This is a genomic window from Halomonas sp. 7T (assembly GCF_025643255.1).
GTDB lineage: Bacteria > Pseudomonadota > Gammaproteobacteria > Pseudomonadales > Halomonadaceae > Vreelandella.
This window is the reverse complement of record NZ_CP087112.1, coordinates 2,356,013-2,374,043: the sequence shown is the minus strand read 5'-3', so window position 1 is coordinate 2,374,043 and position 18,031 is coordinate 2,356,013. Positions and strand designations below refer to the sequence as shown.

At 52.8% G+C, this 18,031-nt stretch carries 16 protein-coding genes and 1 pseudogene; 9 read left to right on the top strand and 8 right to left on the bottom strand.

Annotated elements, in window-relative coordinates; all coding sequences use genetic code 11:
- Positions 1-135: 135 nt before the first annotated feature.
- Positions 136-2,184 carry a TonB-dependent receptor family protein gene (locus LOS15_RS11090; RefSeq protein WP_263065960.1) on the top strand — a complete coding sequence of 683 codons (2,049 nt, stop codon included), beginning with the start codon at positions 136-138 and terminating at the stop codon, positions 2,182-2,184.
- Between the two features lie 68 nt (positions 2,185-2,252).
- On the opposite strand, the pseudogene LOS15_RS11085 reads toward LOS15_RS11090, so the two are convergent.
- Positions 2,253-3,241, bottom strand: a pseudogene (locus tag LOS15_RS11085) (NADP-dependent oxidoreductase).
- A 309-nt stretch (positions 3,242-3,550) separates the two neighbouring features.
- Positions 3,551-3,931 (bottom strand): septal ring lytic transglycosylase RlpA family protein, encoded by a 381-nt coding sequence (locus LOS15_RS11080; protein WP_263065959.1) that lies wholly within the window; start codon positions 3,929-3,931, stop codon positions 3,551-3,553.
- A gap of 313 nt (positions 3,932-4,244) precedes the next feature.
- Between LOS15_RS11080 and LOS15_RS11075 the strand changes: the two genes are divergently transcribed.
- Positions 4,245-5,651, top strand: a complete 1,407-nt coding sequence (locus tag LOS15_RS11075) for a hypothetical protein (RefSeq protein WP_263065958.1) — start codon at positions 4,245-4,247, stop codon at positions 5,649-5,651.
- 10 nt (positions 5,652-5,661) lie between these two features.
- Here LOS15_RS11075 and LOS15_RS11070 read toward each other — a convergent pair whose 3' ends face one another.
- Complete coding sequence (locus LOS15_RS11070; protein ID WP_263065956.1) at positions 5,662-6,549, bottom strand: DMT family transporter; 888 nt, start codon at positions 6,547-6,549, stop codon at positions 5,662-5,664.
- Positions 6,550-6,649: 100 nt separating this feature from the next.
- On the opposite strand from LOS15_RS11070, the gene LOS15_RS11065 reads away from it, so the two are divergent.
- Positions 6,650-7,522, top strand: a complete 873-nt coding sequence (locus LOS15_RS11065; protein ID WP_263065954.1) for a LysR substrate-binding domain-containing protein — start codon at positions 6,650-6,652, stop codon at positions 7,520-7,522.
- An 83-nt stretch (positions 7,523-7,605) separates the two neighbouring features.
- Entirely contained in the window at positions 7,606-8,163 is a 558-nt protein-coding gene (locus LOS15_RS11060; protein ID WP_263065953.1) for a cytochrome b, read from the top strand.
- Between the two features lie 66 nt (positions 8,164-8,229).
- Here LOS15_RS11060 and LOS15_RS11055 read toward each other — a convergent pair whose 3' ends face one another.
- The gene (locus tag LOS15_RS11055) at positions 8,230-10,023 is read right to left on the bottom strand and encodes a 7TM diverse intracellular signaling domain-containing protein (protein WP_263065951.1); all 1,794 of its coding nucleotides are present in this window, start codon (positions 10,021-10,023) and stop codon (positions 8,230-8,232) included.
- 361 nt (positions 10,024-10,384) lie between these two features.
- Entirely contained in the window at positions 10,385-11,389 is a 1,005-nt protein-coding gene (ltaE, locus tag LOS15_RS11050; RefSeq protein WP_263065950.1) for a low-specificity L-threonine aldolase, read from the bottom strand.
- Positions 11,390-11,492: 103 nt separating this feature from the next.
- Between ltaE and LOS15_RS11045 the strand changes: the two genes are divergently transcribed.
- Both LOS15_RS11045 and speG read left to right on the top strand, forming a co-directional pair.
- Positions 11,493-12,713, top strand: a complete 1,221-nt coding sequence (locus LOS15_RS11045; RefSeq protein WP_263065948.1) for an NAD(P)/FAD-dependent oxidoreductase — start codon at positions 11,493-11,495, stop codon at positions 12,711-12,713.
- Positions 12,714-12,776: 63 nt separating this feature from the next.
- The gene (gene speG / locus LOS15_RS11040; protein WP_263065946.1) at positions 12,777-13,307 is read left to right on the top strand and encodes a spermidine N1-acetyltransferase; all 531 of its coding nucleotides are present in this window, start codon (positions 12,777-12,779) and stop codon (positions 13,305-13,307) included.
- Between the two features lie 99 nt (positions 13,308-13,406).
- Here speG and LOS15_RS11035 read toward each other — a convergent pair whose 3' ends face one another.
- A complete protein-coding gene (locus tag LOS15_RS11035; RefSeq protein WP_263065945.1) occupies positions 13,407-13,529 on the bottom strand; it encodes a hypothetical protein in 123 nt (40 codons plus the stop codon).
- Positions 13,530-14,246: 717 nt separating this feature from the next.
- Here LOS15_RS11035 and LOS15_RS11030 point away from each other — a divergent pair.
- On the top strand, positions 14,247-15,038 hold the full coding sequence (locus LOS15_RS11030) for an alpha/beta fold hydrolase (protein WP_263065944.1): 792 nt from the start codon (positions 14,247-14,249) through the stop codon (positions 15,036-15,038).
- Positions 15,039-15,056: 18 nt separating this feature from the next.
- Positions 15,057-15,830 carry a metallophosphoesterase gene (locus LOS15_RS11025; protein WP_263065943.1) on the top strand — a complete coding sequence of 258 codons (774 nt, stop codon included), beginning with the start codon at positions 15,057-15,059 and terminating at the stop codon, positions 15,828-15,830.
- A gap of 45 nt (positions 15,831-15,875) precedes the next feature.
- Here LOS15_RS11025 and LOS15_RS11020 read toward each other — a convergent pair whose 3' ends face one another.
- Positions 15,876-16,808 (bottom strand): cation diffusion facilitator family transporter, encoded by a 933-nt coding sequence (locus LOS15_RS11020; RefSeq protein WP_263069700.1) that lies wholly within the window; start codon positions 16,806-16,808, stop codon positions 15,876-15,878.
- Between the two features lie 202 nt (positions 16,809-17,010).
- Here LOS15_RS11020 and arfA point away from each other — a divergent pair, with 202 nt between their 5' ends.
- Positions 17,011-17,160: a ribosome alternative rescue factor ArfA gene (arfA, locus tag LOS15_RS11015; RefSeq protein WP_263065941.1), complete on the top strand. Its 150-nt coding sequence runs from the start codon at positions 17,011-17,013 to the stop codon at positions 17,158-17,160.
- A 94-nt stretch (positions 17,161-17,254) separates the two neighbouring features.
- Here arfA and LOS15_RS11010 read toward each other — a convergent pair whose 3' ends face one another.
- Positions 17,255-17,902 (bottom strand): response regulator transcription factor, encoded by a 648-nt coding sequence (locus LOS15_RS11010; RefSeq protein WP_263069699.1) that lies wholly within the window; start codon positions 17,900-17,902, stop codon positions 17,255-17,257.
- Between the last annotated feature and the right edge of the window lie 129 nt (positions 17,903-18,031).

Sequence of the window (18,031 nt, the reverse complement as noted above, 5' to 3'; positions counted from 1 at the left end):
CAACCGTGAGTGTAGTCATAGCAGTTGCGCTTCGCGAACTATTACGACTTAGGTGTAAAGTTTTTCTCTCATCGCCTCTCTGCCAGAGAGCGTGTTTTTACAGGCCCCACTGAATACTGACGAGGAAAGGACGCCATGTCTTCGACTTCACTGCCCTCACTCCTGCTGGTTAGCGCTTTTCTCGTCAGCCCTGCGTGGGCGCAAGTGTCTAACAGTGAAGACGCAGTGCTGCCTACGCTAGAGGTAAGTGCCCCGCGTTTGGCGCGTGAGCTTTACGCTACGCCAGCGGCTGTCTCAACAGTTGACCGCGTCACGATTGCCCAAGGCCAGCAGCGCACGCGGCTGGATGAGTCGCTGACGAGAGTGCCGGGTGTGTTCCTGCAGAACCGCGATAACTTTGCCCAGGGGCAGCGTGTTGCCATTCGAGGGTTTGGGGCTCGCGCGCCGTTTGGGGTGCGCGGTATCACGGTGATGGTTGATGGTATTCCTTATACCCTGCCTGATGGGCAGGCTCAGCTAGACGCCATTGACCTGGACAGCGCCGAGCGTATTGAGGTGATTCGCGGGCCTTCCTCGGTGCTTTATGGCAACGCAGCGGGTGGGGTCATTGATGTCACCACCTTCGATGGTCGCGATGATCCTGGTTCCAGTGTGCGCATGGAGATGGGAAACGACGGCTATCGTAAAGCAGTCGTGCAGACAGGTGGCGCTCAAGGGGATTGGTCGCACCACGTGAGCGTTTCAGCGCTCGGTGTGGACGGTTACCGGGAACAAAGCTCCACTGAGAAGTACTTATTAAATGCAAAGCTGCGCCGTGAGTTGGGCAGCGGCCGGGCGTTAACCACGATCATCAATCTTCTCGAAAACCCTCGCTCCGAAGACCCCGGCGCGCTCAACGCGCGCGAAGTAGTCCGTCGTCGTGATCAAGCAGCGCCAAACGCAAGGACGTTAGATGCAAGGCAACGCGTAGACCAACAGTTACTTGGCCTTCAGTACGAAGACTTATCCGCTGGCCCTGGTGCGTTTTATCTCAAAGGGTTCATTGCTCGGCGGGGCTTTGAGCAACAGTTGCCTTTTGTCGGTGATAGCCGGTTGGGCTATCAGCGCGATTATGCCGGCGCAAGCAGCGAATATCACCACGAGATCACCTTGGGCAGCCTACCGCTAAACTACATTGTGGGCGCTGACGTGGCGCGCCAAGAGGATGAGCGCTTTCGTAACAATGTTAACACTCAAGGCGTGGTTGGCACGCAGTCGGCGGAAGAGACGCAAACGGCGACCGCGACCGGGGTGTTTGCCCAGGGGGATTTGGCGTTTAGCGAGCAAGTGACGTTGTCTCTTGGCGCTCGTTTTGACCGCGTGACGCTGGAGGTAGATGACCGCTATGTTAAAGATGGCGACCAAAGTGGCGAGCGCACCTTTAATGAGTGGAGCGGTTCGGCGGGGCTGAGCTATCGCTATCGGCCTCAGCATCAGGTTTACGCGAATACTGGTACCGCCTTTGAAACGCCAACGTTCGCAGAGTTTGCTAACCCTGTAGGCGGTGGCTTTAACCCTACGGTGGAGCCGCAAAAAGCGTGGAACCGAGAAGTAGGGGCGCGTGGCTATATTGCTCCGCTAGCGATGGACTACGATGTGGCGCTATTTTCAGTGCGTGTGCGTGACGAGCTGGTGCCTTTTGATGATGGTGGCCGCACCTTCTACCAAAACGCTGGTGATACTAGCCGCGAGGGTGTGGAACTGGCGCTTGGCTGGCAGCTGGCCGACCAGTGGCGCTTGGATAGCGCTTTAACGCTGGCGCGCTATGAGTTTGATAGCTTTGCCACCCCAAACGAGCGCTTCGATGGTAATCGCATCCCAGGCTTGCCCGAGCAAACTTGGATAAACCAATTCACGTGGCAAGGGGGCGATGAGCGCTTTGCAACGCTGGAAACGCACTATGTGGGCGATTTGGTAGCGGATAACGCCAATGAGACAGAGGTGGGTAGCTACTGGTTGGTCAACCTGCGATTTGGGGACGGTTGGCAAATAGGCGGCGATACGCGCTTAAACGCTTATGTAGGCGTCCGGAACCTGTTTGATGAAGCATATTTTGACAATGTGCGTTTGAACGGTACTTTTGGCCGCTACTATGAACCCGCGCCAGGGCGCAGCGTATATGGTGGGATAGAGGTCAGTTTTTAAAGTACGCTTGTTAACGCTTGGTTTGTATTTTGATAAACAGGGCAGCTCCGAGGCTGCCCTGCCAATATTTACACCAGTTTGACGAGCATTTTACCGGTGTTGGCGCCTTCAAAAAGCGCTAAAAATGCATCAGGCGTGCTTTCAAGCCCTTCCTTGACCGTTTCTTTATAGCTGATGCTGCCTTTTGCAACCTGTGGCGCTACTTCGTTGAGAAAATAGCGGTAGCTGGCCCAGTGATCCGCCACTATAAAGCCCTGCATTTTGGCTTTGCGCACCACCAGCTGCGCCAAGTTGCGAGGACCCGGTGGCGGCGTTTGGGCATTGTAGCTATCAATCATGCCGCAAACAGCAATTCGCGCGCCTTCATTAAGCTGGCTAAGCGCTGCTTCAAGGCAGATGCCGCCCACATTTTCAAAATAGACATCAATACCATTCGGACTCGCCAGCTTGATGGCATCGCTTAGTTCTTGAGCCGTGCGGTCACGATAGCTAACCGGTTCGACACCCAGCGACTCCAACCAGGCAAGCTTATTGGCCGACCCGGCAATGCCCACTACATGACACCCTTTTGCTTTGGCAAGTTGAACCGCCAACGACCCAACAGCACCGCTGGCGGCACTGACTAATACGTTATCGCCGGGTTTGCACTCAGCAATGAGGTTCAAGCCTGTCCAGGCGGTCATACCTGGCATGCCCAACACGCCTAAATAGGCCTGCTCTGGCACATCACTATCAGGGAGCGGTGTGACGCCTTCAGCAGAAATCTGCGCAATATCTCGCCAGCCACCCATATGACTCACCGTGTCTCCCACTTTAAGCCGTGAGTCATTGGACTCGATGACCTCTCCAATAGCGCCGCCTTCCATGGGTTGGCCGAGCTATAGGTGTGCATGCCGGTCATTCGGCCACGCATATAGGGGTCTACAGACAGCCAGTGGTTGCGAATGCGAACTTCGCCTTCGCTGAGATCCGGAAGTTCCTGGCTTTGTAGCGAAAACAGTTCGCGTTCGGGAAGGCCTGTGGGGTAGCCCGTTAAGGTAAAGAAGTGGGATTGCATGTGTGCCTCCTGCTGATGCGAAGTGAATTTCCTTCTAGCAGGATAGAGACTGTTAGCATGCTCGCAAGTTCGCCACTCAGAAAGAGGAAATTGAACTGAGGCTGCAAAGCACAGTGGAAACCTATTTTTTTTGAAAAATGCTCGTCATAAAGCATGGTTCCAATAAAAAGCGCGGCCCAGAAGCCGCGCTAGATAGGTGTAACGGAACCAGATGTATTGAGTTGATCGTTTAAGGGGTATCACACACTTGCGGGTGTGCTATCCGTTAACTCGCTATGCCGTCCATGCCATTGGGCTAGACCAGCAGGACTAATCCAGCAGAGTCAGTAGAACCGGCGCCGTGCCACGGCGAATCATGCCAAGTTTCATTGCCGCTCGCTTTGAAAGGTCAATGACACGTCCTTGAACGAAGGGGCCGCGATCATTGATCAGTACCTCGACTTCTTGCCCTGTATCTGGGCGGGTGACCAAGACTTTGGTGCCGAACGGTAAGCTTGGGTGAGCTGCCGTTAATTCCTGCTGATCAAATCGTTCACCGCTAGCAGTGGTAGCACCTTGAAAGCGGTCACTATAAAAAGAGGCGACGCCGCGCTCGGTTTCTAACTCATGGGCAACGGCGGTTGTTGCCGTGCAAGCTATCAATAATGCTGCTAAACAGCTCGTTCGAATCAGTCGCTTATGGGCTCCCATGGGAGTACCTCAGTTTTTCATATTGCGGATCATTTATCGATGAGGGCCTAATGAGGCTTCCCGATAGTAACGCGCTCGTTTTGAGTCAGCAAGCTTTAAGAAGATCGATGCAAATGGCTTCATAATTGCGATTTTTTTAATTTTTTGCGGTTGGCCTTGGGATTCAGTCAGTTACTGTCTTCAGGCCGATTGATAATCAAACAATGTTTTTGTGCGCTGCAATATTTTTTAAGTGCTCTCTTTGTGCATGTAAGCAATATATAATTTAGTTTCGTTATCGCTCGTGTCTTATTACCACTCATAAGGATGCCCCATGGCTAAGTCTTCTCCTTTGTCGCTTATTGTTGTTGCTGTTGGCGGTGCTGCCGTTGGTTTTTTAGCAGCGCAAACGTTTACAAGTTCCATGTTTGATACCGAAGAACCGCAGCCACAAAACACGCTGGAAAGCTTAACGCTGGGCGAGCGAGCGAACGGTGAAATCACCTCAGCCAGCGAATTGAACGGTAAAGATGGCAGCCGATTTTTACGCTATGCCATTAACCTGGAAGAAGGAGCGCTGGTCGAGTTCTCACTGCGTGGTGCGTTACAAGGCGTGGTGGCACTGTATGACGATCAGCTAGCACTATTGGGGAGCGCACCGACCCTACGTCAGCCTATTAAAGAGGGCGGCGAGTACATCGTAGTGGTTAGTGGCGCCGATGAGCATAGCTATGGCCCCTTTAGCATTAATAGCCGCGCCATTGAGCTAAGCGATTCAGATACCCTCACTATCGATACCCCCATTGATAGCTGGCTTGAGGGTGCCTCACGAGAGCTAACGCTTACGGTAGAAGAGGCCGGCATGTATCAAATTGAAATGCTCGCCGATGACTTTGACGCTTACTTAGAAATGGAAGGCCCGAATGGCTACTATCGTGAAGACGACGATAGTGCTGGCAACCTCAACGCTCGAATTGCCGATTTTCTCGCCCCTGGCGACTACCAGTTAACCGCACGCGCAGCCTACGGCGACGGCAATGGCTTATTTACGTTAACCGCTGAACCAAAAGCGTTGCCGGGAAACGGTGAGCTGCGTAACGATGGCGCGATTGCGCCAAACGAGGCGTTAAATGGCTGGTACAGCGGTCAGACGCTTCACTATGAATTGGACATTGAAGAAGCGGGCATGTACCAAATCGAGATGAGTTCTAACGATGTGGATGCCTACCTAGAATTAGAGGGACCTAACGGGTATTTTCGCGAAGATGATGACAGCGCGGGCAGCTTAGATGCGCGAATCGCGGATTTTTTAGCCCCTGGCGTTTACCAGGTCACTGCGCGAACCGCCTTTGGTAACGACAGTGGGTTGTTTTCTCTTTCCGTCACGCCGCGTGATCTGTCGAACGGTATCGAACTACGCAATGAAGGTGCTTTGACGCCTAACGAAACTTTAAACGGTTGGTACAGTGGCGAACCGCTTACCTACGAACTTACGCTGGAAGAGAGCACGCACGTTACGCTCGCCATGCGTTCCAGCGATTTTGACACTTACATTGAGCTATACGGTGAAGGTGTTTCCCACAGCAATGATGATGGTGGCAATGGCACCGATTCTTTGCTGGAGACATCGCTGCTGCCGGGTACCTATACCGTGAGTGCACGGGGTTTTAGTGCCAGCGGTAGTGGAATGTTTGAGCTTCAGGTGAGTACCGCGCCAGCAGATATCCAGCCGACGACCTAAACGCTGACGTTCAGCCATCACGACGCCCTGCGCTGCAACAACCGACCACCACTAATATAGCGGCGCAGGGCAGTCGCCAGTCCAGCACACTCATTCCTGCGACTACTAGCAATGCGGCCGCTAGAATCGGTACGCCATAGGCAAGGCTGCCAACGATACTGGCTTGTCCCAAACGCAGCGCTTTGTCCCAAGCAACCATGGCTATGCCATAAGGCCCCAATCCTAAGGCGATGCCTGCTAACAAGGCTTCGCTACTGAGTGCCTTAGGGCTACCTTCCACTAGCAAGCTGGCAGCGGCAGCAATAGCGCAAGCCACCAGAAGCAAGCGGGGTAGCAGCGGCGTTAAAGCTACCGGCGCCGTTTGGCCTAACCAAGAGTAAAGTGCCCAGCAACAAGCCGCGAGTAGGGCTAAGGCATAGCCGTTGGCTGCCCCGCCAAGACCGTCGTTGAGCGCTTGAGGGAGCAGCAGTAACGCAGCGCCGGAAAATGCGATGAGTGCGCCGATGACCCCCGATAGGCGCAGTGTTCTTAAACGACTCCATTGGCTTAACAGCACAAACACAACGGGCCATGTATAAGTAATGAGCGCTGCTTCTGCGGCAGGCGCTAAACGCATTCCCACAAAGTAGCTGCTAACAGCGCCAAAAATAAGCAGTGGAATGCCCAGCCAAACGCTGGCTTGCCACCCTTTACTCAACCTTGCCATGGGGACGCTGCGGCTAAGCGGAAGCGTGGCGAGTGCACCTGCCAACAGTGTCAGTGCGGTTAGTTGCAGTGGAGACGAGGTGTGAGCAAGCGCTGCCAATAGCGGCGCCGCGCTCCAGAGCATCACGGCCACTAACGCTGCGATAATGCTGAACCAAGAGGGTGTCGCAACGGTTGAATGAGCGCGATACATGGAGTTCTCCTTGCCTTTGATAAACTCCACGCAGCATACTCAGGAATCATTCATCACAATATCGATCTTTTATGATTGGTTATATCAACAATGGTGATGTATGCGGGCACCCACGTTAGATCTGGCGCTTTTGCGCACTTTTGTCGCCATCGCGGATACCGGCAGCGTGACCGCGGCGGCCAAGCGGTTGGCGTATACCCAGTCCACGGTGAGCATGCAGCTGCAGCGTTTAGAAAGGCAGTTAGGGCTTCGTTTACATGAACGCGAAGGACGACGTTTACGCTTCACTTCAGAAGGTGAGCGCTTACTGACCCACGCTCGTCGCTTATTAATGCTTAATGACGACGCCTGGAGCGATATGCAGGCTCAGCAAGTCACAGGCGATTTAACACTGGGTATTCCCGAAGACTACGCTTCGCTGCTGCCGTCGGTATTTGCCTACTTTCACCAACTCTACCCGGCGGTAGGCTTAACGGTTATTTGTGGCACCAGTGCGCACCTCGTTGAGCAGGTAAAAGCTGCTAAGATCGACTTGGCACTGGTCACGCGTCAGCGTAATTCGCCGGGCGGTGAGGTCATTCGCCGAGAGCCGCTTTATTGGGCCGTGGGAACACACCAGCAGCCTTCATTGAGCGACCCCATTTCGCTTGCTCTCTATTCTCCCGGTGCTGATGTGTTTCGTGACGCAGCAGAGCAAGCGCTGCAGGCTGCGGGACGGGCGTGGCGAGTGGCGTATACGAGTCAGTCGATGGCGGGCCTTGCGCCTATCGTTACCGCAGGGTTAGCCGTGGTGGTGGTCACGCGCAGTATGCTGACCCCTTCGCTACGGCCGTTAGATGAGAGCAGCGGGATGCCCGCATTGCCTGTGATTGAGCTAGCCTTGCATCGTGCCCCTCACCGGCCTTCAGAACCTGCCCGCCGGCTGGGTGAATTAATTCGAGAACAGCTGGCGGTGCCACAGGATGCGTTATAAATTCTTACAACGTTCGTGGCTGAACTACGCTTAACACATGACATACACGATGAGTTCACGTGATTAGCCGTTAGGAGCACTCAATGCACGAGTTGGATCACTATATTTACCCACACCGGATACTGCACTGGTTGGTGGCAGGGGTTGTACTGCTTTCCCTAGTGAGTGGGTTAACGCTTGGATTTTTAGGTTATGAGGGGACTGTCAACTTAGTAGGCAATGCGTTAACGAATGTTCTCTATACCAGCCATAAAACGCTAGGTGTCGCCCTTTTACTGTTGATGACGCTGCGCATAATTACCCGCTTGGCGTTTGTCGTTCCGGATCATGATCCGCCCCTTAATGGATTTGAACGGTTTGCCAGTACTAGCGTGCATCATCTGCTTTATTTGGCATTAATTGTCATGCCGCTGCTAGGGTGGGCGGCGACCGCTAGCGGTGGGTTCCCTGTGGAGTTCTTCCACTGGCACTTGCCGGGGCTAATAGGCGAACATAAGGCGCTTTCAGAGGCGCTGTTCATGTGGCATGAACGCTTGGGGTGGGCAATTCTCGCTTTACTAACCCTTCACGTGGCGGGAGCGCTTTACCATTGGCGAATTAAGCGCGACAACGTGATGAAGCGTATGAGTCTATTCGATTAGCCTGGCATATTAACGGCCCTAGCTATCGCTTTCGTACGAAGCTTTTTCGTACCGGCATAGTGGCCGTTACCCCGCCGAGCCATAGCGATAGCGCGGTTGGCACGACTTGACTGCATACATATTATGGTCAGCTTCGCGCATTAAGCTCTCTAACGTTGTCGTAACACCATGGCTGGTGCTGGCACCGATGCTTACGCCTACGCAGACCAGTGTGCCATTAGGAAGTTTAATCGGCTGGTGAATCGCTTGGTCGATGCGGCAGCGTAGTTCATCAATGGCTTTTGGGTCGCATAGCCCTTCAAAAAGCATCACAAACTCATCACCGCCAAACCGCGCGCAGCGGTCATTGTTACGGGCTAAGTGTGCTAACCGCTTAGCAACTTGCTGCAGTACAAAATCACCTGCTTCGTGGCCATGCTCATCGTTAATCGGCTTGAACCGATCTAGGTCACACATAAACAGGCATAGCGGGATATGTTGCTGGTGGCTGCGTTCTAGCGCTTGTTCAGCACTTCGGGCCAATCCATTGCGGTTGAGTAATCCGGTAAGCATATCGTGATTGGCCAAGCGCTCTAGCGCACGGGTGCGCTCGGCTACTTTGGCCTCTAAGAGTGTTTCCTGCTGCTTCAGCATGGCAACGGTTTCTGCTTGAGCCTGCTCTTTTTGTTTCTTCATCTTGTTAAAACGCGCCGCAAGCGCAAACGAAAGCAGCAGCATCTCCAGCGCGGAACCGATTTGTATGCCGTGTAACGTAATAAAGTTAGCGGGTAGTGCGCCAAGGTTGCGCAAGGCAAAAACGGCGGCGCCAAGTAAAAATAGCGACCAAGCAACGACGAACAAGCGGGCACTGGGCACCCGCTGCCAGCTGCAATACAAGCCGCACACCAGCATTAATAACGATGCCGTAAACCCCGTTATGTCCATTAGCCGCAGGGCGGGTTGCGTGGGTAAAAGCAATACAGCAAAAAGCGCCAGCCAGCAGTACCACCGGAAATACGTAATAGCACGGTGCCAGCGAGGGCAATAGAGAGCCGTATTGAGAAAGCTTTGGGCAAACAGTGTGCCCATGGTGGAGGCAAAGGTAAAACCTAATGCGACTAACCGTGCAGAGCTATCGCCTAAAAAGCTCCAAAACATCAGCGTACCAAGGCCATTAAAAGTCAATATTGCCAAGGTAAAGCCGAACGCAAATAGCGCATAGTAAAGAAATACCCGCTCTTTCAACCCAAAAAATAGCAGCAGATTGTAAATGCTAAGCGCTAGCAGCATGCCAAAATAGGTCGCAAGCCAGAAATTATGGCGGTCATTTTGTGCATAAAAAGCCTCTGGCGCCATCAAATCATAGCTTAAGAACTTACTGCCCGACGCACTAATCCGGGTATACAGCGTGACCTGTTCACCGGCTGCTAGCGTTAGTGGAAAGACGGCTTGGCGATGGGCTAAGGCGCGCATGGGAACGGGCAGAGCGCTGCCACTTTGTTGCGCTTCGCTGTGTTGGCCTCGCAGCGTATAAAGCATTACGTGATCTAAAAAAGGGTATTCAAATCGCACCATCCATGAGGTGGCTTCGGCGGAATCGTTATGTATATGAGTGCGGAGCCATGTATCGCGCTGGGTATAGCCGAAGTTTAACGCACGATTATGTTCGGAGTTTTCAAATGTCGGGTCCAGCGCTAATAGGGCTGGCAAACGAAGCCCTTGGGCATCGTGCCAATAGCTCGTCGTTGGGCCTAAGGCGTAGTGCGCTTGAAAAGGGGGCGACAGCTGTAGCGTGTCCGCATTAGCCGCAACGGGACAACACCAGATCAAGAGTATGTAAAGACCCGCCTGAAAGCGTGTCACCCAGCCCGAAACATGCATAGTGTTCCGATATGTAGTCTAGTTGTATTGCCCCGAACCGTATTGACTCAATTTTCTTGCCTACGCCGAGGTGCTGTTTTTCATCATCTCAGTGTTACTTCAGTGCCTATAGTAGTGCAGATTGTATCTAGATGGTAATATATTGTTACCAAAAAGTGGCTAATGTGCGCCAAAAAGCGTCTACGTGGCTAGAAAAAGAGCGGTGGGGCAGACGCATGGCGTCATTAGCTAGTTCCCTTGTTTACTAAAAGCAAAAACAAAGTGTAGACGCCTTTTGCGCCAAGCCCCACGTTAATGAGGCGAAAGCGTGAGGCGGTTCAGACTTTTGACTAATGCCTAAATGCGTCTGTGGGCGACGCAATTATTGCTCGAAATAGCGCTGCATAACCGAAATGACCTGATCAATGTCGGCATCATCGATATCACGATGGACAACAAGGCGCGTTGCATAGAGCAGTTCGATTAAAATACCGTGCTTTTTGAGCCAAGCCGCCAGTGGCTGCACATGCTCATCAGGAAAGCGGGCAAACACCATGTTGGTGGCCTGAGAGGTAACCGCAACGTCAGGGAGGGCCGAGAGCCCTTCTGCCAAGCGGGCTGCCCGGCGATGGTCGGAAGCTAAGTCGGCAACGTGGTGATTCAGCGCATGCTGGCAAGCCGCAGCAATAATACCGGATTGGCGCATGCCACCGCCGACCATCTTGCGTAATCGGCGCGCTTTATTAATCAACTCCTGGGAGCCAACCAGTGCAGACCCCATGGGCGTGCCGAGCCCTTTCGAAAAGCACAGCGATATGCTGTCAAAGGGCTGGCAGAGCTGCTGAAGCGAACTGCCTGTTGCCACGGCCGCATTAAACAGCCGAGCGCCATCTAGGTGGGTTGCTAGACCATGTTCGCGGGCTAAATCGGTCGCCTGCTGTATATAGGCAGCGGGTAATACCTTACCGCCAATGGTGTTTTCCAATGCCAGTAGGCGAGTGCGGGCAAAGTGGAAGTCGTCGGCTTTTACGGCCGCAGAAATTTTTTCCAGGGGAAGGCTGCCATCGTTGTCGTTCTCAATGGGCTGCGGCTGAATGCTGCCTAACACCGCCGCGCCGCCGCCTTCATACCGGTAGGTATGGGCGGATTGCCCAACAATGTACTCATCGCCCCGCTGGCAGTGGGCCATCAGCGCCACCAAGTTGCTTTGGGTGCCGCTGGGAAATAGCAGCGCTGCCTCCTTACCTGCCAACTCTGCCAGATTGGTTTGAAAAGCATTGACGGTTGGGTCGTCACCCCATACATCATCGCCCAATGGGGCAGTCATCATGGCGTCCAGCATGGCGGCCGTAGGGCGGGTCACCGTATCGCTGCGTAAATCAATCATCTATATCTCCTCGCCTAAATGCGTCGCTAGCTAATAGAGCAATATGGCCGTAACGAACTATTGTTAACAGCATACTGTAGGATAACTCCGCATAGGTGATGAGATGGATCTTAAAAGTGGCTACCCGTTTTGGGCAGTAAAAAACGGGTTATTGAAGACGTTTCCGCAATTAATCCGAGACCACGAAGGCGAAGTAGTCGTGATCGGCGGTGGGATAACCGGTGCGTTAATCGCTGACGAGCTAAGCCGCCATGGCCATCACGTGGTAGTAGTAGAACGCCGTGATATAGGGTGGGGCAGCTCGGCGGCCAGCACTGCTTTGCTGCAGTACGAAATTGACACTCACATGGTGGACCTGGCCGAGCAGTATGGGGAGGCAAACGCGGTCATGGCGTACCAGACTTGCGCTGATGCCATTTTGACGCTGGAAAGCTTAGCCGCAGAGCTGGGTAATGTAGCCTTTGAGCGCCATCAAAGCCTTTATTACGCAAGCAACGATGAGGACGTGGCCGCGCTGAAAGCGGAGCTAGCGTTACGCCAGCAGCATGGGTTCGATGTTACGTGGCTTGAACGCCATGACGTGTTGTCGACGTATGGGTTCGAAGCTCCAGGCGCTATTTTGTCCGAACTGGCTGCCAGCATAGATCCTTATCGCATGGCTTATCAGCTGTTTGAGAAGGTAGTGGCGCGGGGAGGCGAGGTGTACGACCGTACCCAAGTCGAGCGAATGGAACCCAGCGAGCAAGGCGTTGAGATGATCCTCACTAACGGCGCCTCGCTACGCTGTCAGCAGGTCATCATTGCCGCAGGGTACGAGTCGCAAAATTGGCTACCAGAGCCCGTGGCGGCTAACCGAAGTAGCTATGCGTTTGTGACTGACCCGTTAGCTAATGAAGCACTCGGCCCACTTCGCCATACTCTGGTATGGGAGTCGGCACGCCCTTATTTATATATGCGTGCTACTCAGGATGGGCGCCTGCTGGTTGGTGGCGATGATGACGACGAAGACCTTCCCGAACGCCGTGATGCGAGGGTAATAGAAAAGGCCCAAGGGTTAGCCGCGAAAATTGAAGCGCTTTGGCCTTCGCTAGATATCAACCCGACCTTTAGCTGGGCAGGAACATTTGCGGAAACGCGTGACGGCCTGCCTTACTTTGGCCCCCATACATCGCTTGGGCCAAGGGTGCATTTTGCGCTGGCGTATGGGGGCAATGGCATTACCTACAGCGCAGTAGGGGCCAAGCTGTTGCGCGCGTTCATTGAAGGTAACGACCACCCACTCGCAGAACTGTATTCTTTTCAACGATTAACGCGTCAGCAGTGAACCTATTGCACCGTTAAGCACTCCATCATCAGTCTTTAGTGCCGTTACCAAGAGTCATTAGCAATGAGCCATCAACTTTATTTACGTGCTCTGGAGCGTAACGACTTACGCTTCGTTCATGAGCTAAATAATAACCAGAGCATTATGTCGTACTGGTTTGAAGAGCCTTACGAATCCTTTGACGAGCTGGAAGAGCTTTACAATAAGCATATTCATGACAACGCGGAGCGACGCTTCGTTGCTGAAGATAGCAGAGGGCATGCCATTGGCTTGGTAGAGCTAATTGAGATTGACTATATCCATCGCAGCGCTGAGTTTCAGATCATTATTACGCCCGACCATCAAGGTAAAGGGTTTGCCCGCTCGCTTATCCGTCAAGCGTTGCATTACTCGTTTACCATCTTAAACCTGCACAAGGTGTACCTGATTGTGGCAGTGGATAACATCAAAGCCATTCATCTTTACGAAGCGAGTGGGTTTATCGAAGAAGGGCATTTAGTTAAGGAGTTTTTCATCAACGGCAAGTACCGTGATGTAAAGCGAATGTATATCTTGCAAGATACTTACTTGGCTGAGCTTCACGACGACCAGTAGAGTGCAAACAGCCGCAAAGAAAGCGTAGCCTTTTTGAAGAGAAGAAAACTGCATCGGCAGGGGAGCCGATGCAGTGGGGACACTAACAATCATGCGTGCTTATTGGTTGCGCATATACGCGGCAACCGCATCAAAGGCGGCGCGTTGCTCTTGTGCGCTTTTCGCCCAAACTTCCATGACATCGACTTCCATCGCCTGACCTTGGGTAACTGAGTGTTGCATGGCGAGCACTCCTAGTGGGGAGGTTAAGGGGATTTTTAGTTATACACGGCTTACATTGTGCGATGCAGCAAGTTAGCTCTAACCTCAGATATTAGGCGTTTTTCAGCCCTATGGGTAGTCCAAAGGACGTAAGTGATTTGCTATAAAGCGTAAGCTTTGGCTTACAAATCAGGGTAAAAATCTCATACGTTGTTGAATGGAAAAGATTTTCATAATACCAAGAAGCCGACGAATCACGTCGGCTTGGAGAGTTATCTTTTCGTCTAAAGGGGTGTAAAAGCGGTGAATACGACCAAGCTTAGCCGTAATAGGCGGCTAATGCTTCGTTAGCGGCTTGTTGCCATCGGGCCTGTAAACCCCAAAAAAAGAGAACTTCATCGTCTTGCGGATAGGTTGTTAGTGTCAACATCATGGGTGGTCCTCCTGTAGGGACACACCTGCAGTATAGCGTCTTTTTGTTGCACTGCAGCATTCGATTTCACCACAGCCAACGCAAGACAGCACAGAAACCGGTCAGCCGCCAAGCTTTAGTGCTGTTATTGATACTGTTTTTGGTACCGTTTTTGACACCGCGACTAAAAAGATCCGAGGCGGCTCCGTGTCGTTTATGAGCGTAAATAGCGTCATTTCTTCAACGGTTAGAGGCTCCGAGCCGTCTTTAGCATGGTATGTTGACTGCAATGACATATAACAACTAACTCGTTTAAGGGCTGTGCCATGACGACCACTCCCCATGACCGCTGGATAAACGCCCCCGGCGGACGCTTATTTACCCGCACTTGGGAGCCACAAACCGCATGCTGCGATATTCCGATTATCCTTTTTCACGACTCCCTGGGGTGTGTTGAGCTGTGGCGCAGCTTTCCTGCCGCGCTTTGCTCCGCCACTCAGCGGCGAGTCATTGCCTATGATCGATTGGGCTATGGCCGCTCAGAGCAATGCACAGCGGCCCCGCTTCACAGTTTTATTGATGATGAGCCGACGACAAGTTTTGCAGCACTCCACGCTGAGTTACCGTTTGAGAAGTTCATTGCTTTAGGGCATAGCGTGGGCGGCGGTATGGCGGTGCACTGTGCCGGGCACTACGCTGAGCAGTGCATTGTGCTGATTACCATTGCGGCTCAGTCTATTAACGAACGCCGTACTCGTCAGGGAATACAGGACGCTCAGGCTGTATTTGAAGCCCCAGAGCAGTTTGCCAAGTTAGAAAAATACCATGGCGAGAAAGCGCGCTGGGTGCTAAATGCCTGGACGGATACGTGGTTACACCCCGCGTTTGAACAGTGGTCACTTAGGCCAGCATTAGAGCGGGTCATGTGCCCCACGCTGGTGCTTCACGGTGAAAACGATGAGTACGGCTCCCACCGCCAACCTGAGCAAATAGCGCGCTATGTAAACGGCCCAGCCCACTGTGAGTTGTTACCCGGTATCCATCACGTGCCGCATCGCGAAGCAGAGTCGCTTGTTGTTCAGCTGATCAGTCAGTTTATGAGCCGTGTGCGTTCATAAACAAACGCGAGGATAACGATGCGCTTACGAATTTTATCGGATCTTCATTTAGAGTTTTTTGACGGTCACCGCGAACTGCCAGAGGTTGACGCGGACATCATCATTCTAGCTGGAGATATTCACCGGAAAACAGAAGGGCTGGCCTGGGCTAGGCAACAGTTTCCAACGCAACCTATTTTATATGTGCCTGGCAATCATGAGTTTTATGGCACATGTATGCCTTTATTACGCGAAGAATTAGCCCTTGAAGCTGCGCGCCATAAGATTGAGTTACTGGATAACCGGGCCGTTACGCTAGGCGGGGTGCGCTTTTATGGGACGACGCTATGGACCGATTTTGCACTCTATGCAGACGACCCAACGCGCAACCCGCAAGATACCGAAGCAAAAGCACTGCGCTACATGCCCGATTTTCGTATCGTTACAACGGCACCTGGGGAGCCTTTTACGCCCCAAGCTAGCCGGGAACTGCATGCAGCAGCGCTTCGCTGGTTAAGCTGCGAACTCGCTGAGCCTTTTGATGGCCACAAAGTAGTCATTAGTCATCACGCACCGCTGCATCGCTGCATTCCTGAACAATATCTCGGTGATGCGCTTTCTCCCGCCTTTGCTTCGCACTTGCCGCAATTGATGGGCAAAATGGATCTGTGGGTGCATGGGCATGTCCATGAGCCGGTCGATCTGCTGCATAACGGCACCCGTATCGTCGCCAATCCAGGTGGCTACCCTGACGAATTTAACCCGCCGTTATTTCGAGATGACTTAGTGGTCGACCTAGAGGTTGAACGCTAGCCATCGTCGGGGGCCTATTTGTGTATGGAGTCGCGTTAAGAAAGTTTATGCTTTCTTAACCAGCAGCCCACAGGAGGGCGCTGCCCATCGGGTATCGGCGGTAAACACCACATCACACACCACCGGCGAATATTCGCGGCGTACTACTTCATCAATGCGCTGGCGCAGCCGGTCTTGGTGAGTCAGTGACGCTTCTGATGAGGCGCCGGGTAAGACCACGTGTACCATTACATACAGTAAGCGGCCGGGGCGTACCATGCGTACCCGCACTTCGTGGGTATCAACGTCGGCCAGCGCACGCACAACAGCTTGGCGTACAGGCTCTGCCAAGGACTCTTCTGGGGTTTTATTGAGCAGTTCCCGTAGCGCTTGAGAGGCCATACGAACCGGGACACCCAGACAGAGAATGACCACTGCAATGACAAGCACTGAGTCGACGTAGGGCAGGATAGCTTGCCAGCCTATGCGCTCAAACAGCAACACCAAACAGAATGCCGCGAGCACGGCGGCCGAGATGACACTATTAACCACCCAATTGAGCTTGTCAGCCGCTATCAGAGGGCTATGCACATGGCGTTGGCTACGGTGCATGACCCACGCAGTGAGCGAGCAGGCGGCGGTGGCAAAAAGCGCATACAGAACAGCTAAACCAGCAGAGATTTCCCGGCCACCGGTGAGCAGCGCAGCGATAGCATCCACTAACGCAAAAATAGACACGCCTAAAATCAGCAGCCCTTTGCACAGATTGACCAGCGACTCAAAATAGCTATAGCCAAAAGGGTAAGCGTCACTATCTGGGCGGCTGGCCAGTTTGCTTACCTTGATGGTGACCAACGCTACGCTGAAGTAGATCAAGTTGAAAAGCCCATCCAGCAGGATGGCTTGAGAGTTGGAGGCAAGTGTAGCCACGATGCCCGCACAGCCAATGAAAAGCGCCATAAAGGCGGAAAAGGCCAGGGTGCTGGATTCTGTCTTCACGAACGTGTTATCTCCCATGCTTGTATCACCAACAGGCGGCAAGCATAGCAATATCGACAGCGGCTTTGTCAGTCACTTATTCTTGCATTTGCTCACTAATTTTTGGAAACCCTCCTTGCGCTAAGAAATGAACGCTAAAAGCGAGAAGGTGTCATAGTGAGCGCCCACTCAGGCCAGTGCTTATTCATAACAGGAGAAAGAGATGAAACAGCGTAAGATTCGCGACAATGCGTTAAAAGCGCAGCTGCGAACGCCGATGTTCAAAATGCAGCAGCAAACACCGAAAAAAGGAAAGGGTAGCTACTCCCGTAAAGGTAAGTCCGTTGGGCGAGGGCATCGCCAAGCCGCTTAATCAGGCGCTTTGGCGATGCCTTCCACAAGCATCTCACTGCTCAAGCTTTACTGAGCAGCTCTCATCAGTTTAGCCGACCGAGTGTGTCGGCTTTTTAGTGATTGGCTGCTTGCTCTACGGAGGAGATGCTACACACCTCCATGCGATAGCCCGATTGATATACGCTGCGTAGGCGTAGGCCATGACGCCCATCCAACTCCAGCTTACGGCGCAGCCGACTGACGTGGGTATCCACCGTACGAGTAGAAACACTGCCTTTGATTCCCCACACTAGCTCCAAAAGATAGGCGCGTGTCAGTAGCTCGCCCACTTTAGAGAAAAACAGGATGGCTAATCTATATTCGCGTTCGGTCAGCGCCACATAGTTTCCCGCGATACTGATGCTGTGCTCTTCCTGATTAATAGCAAATATATCTGGGCAAGCGATGGCATGAGCTGATGTCTCGTAACCTACGCGACGGCCAAGTGCGCTAACCCGGGCAATTAATTCTCTTGGACGTAACGGCTTGGCCAAAAAGTCGTCGGCGCCTTGCTCCAGCGCTGTTACAACGTCCTCTTCATTTTGGCTTGCAGTGATGAAGAGGATCGGGCCACGCCAGCCATCGTTTTGACGTAGATGGGCAACGACATCCATGCCGCAGCCATCCGGTAATCGCCAGTCAATAATGAGAAAATCGAAGCGCTGCTCTTGCGTGGCGCGTCTCAGCTCGCTTGCAACGCCGCTGCGGTCATACTCGTTCATAATCACAGAATGAACTGTCCGTAAGAGCGGCTCATGAAGTACGTCCTCTTTTTTAATCAATCAAAAAAGACGCCTCCATTGCTTCCCACCCTTTTACTTCTGTCCTATGCTAAAAAACGCTTGTTTGAT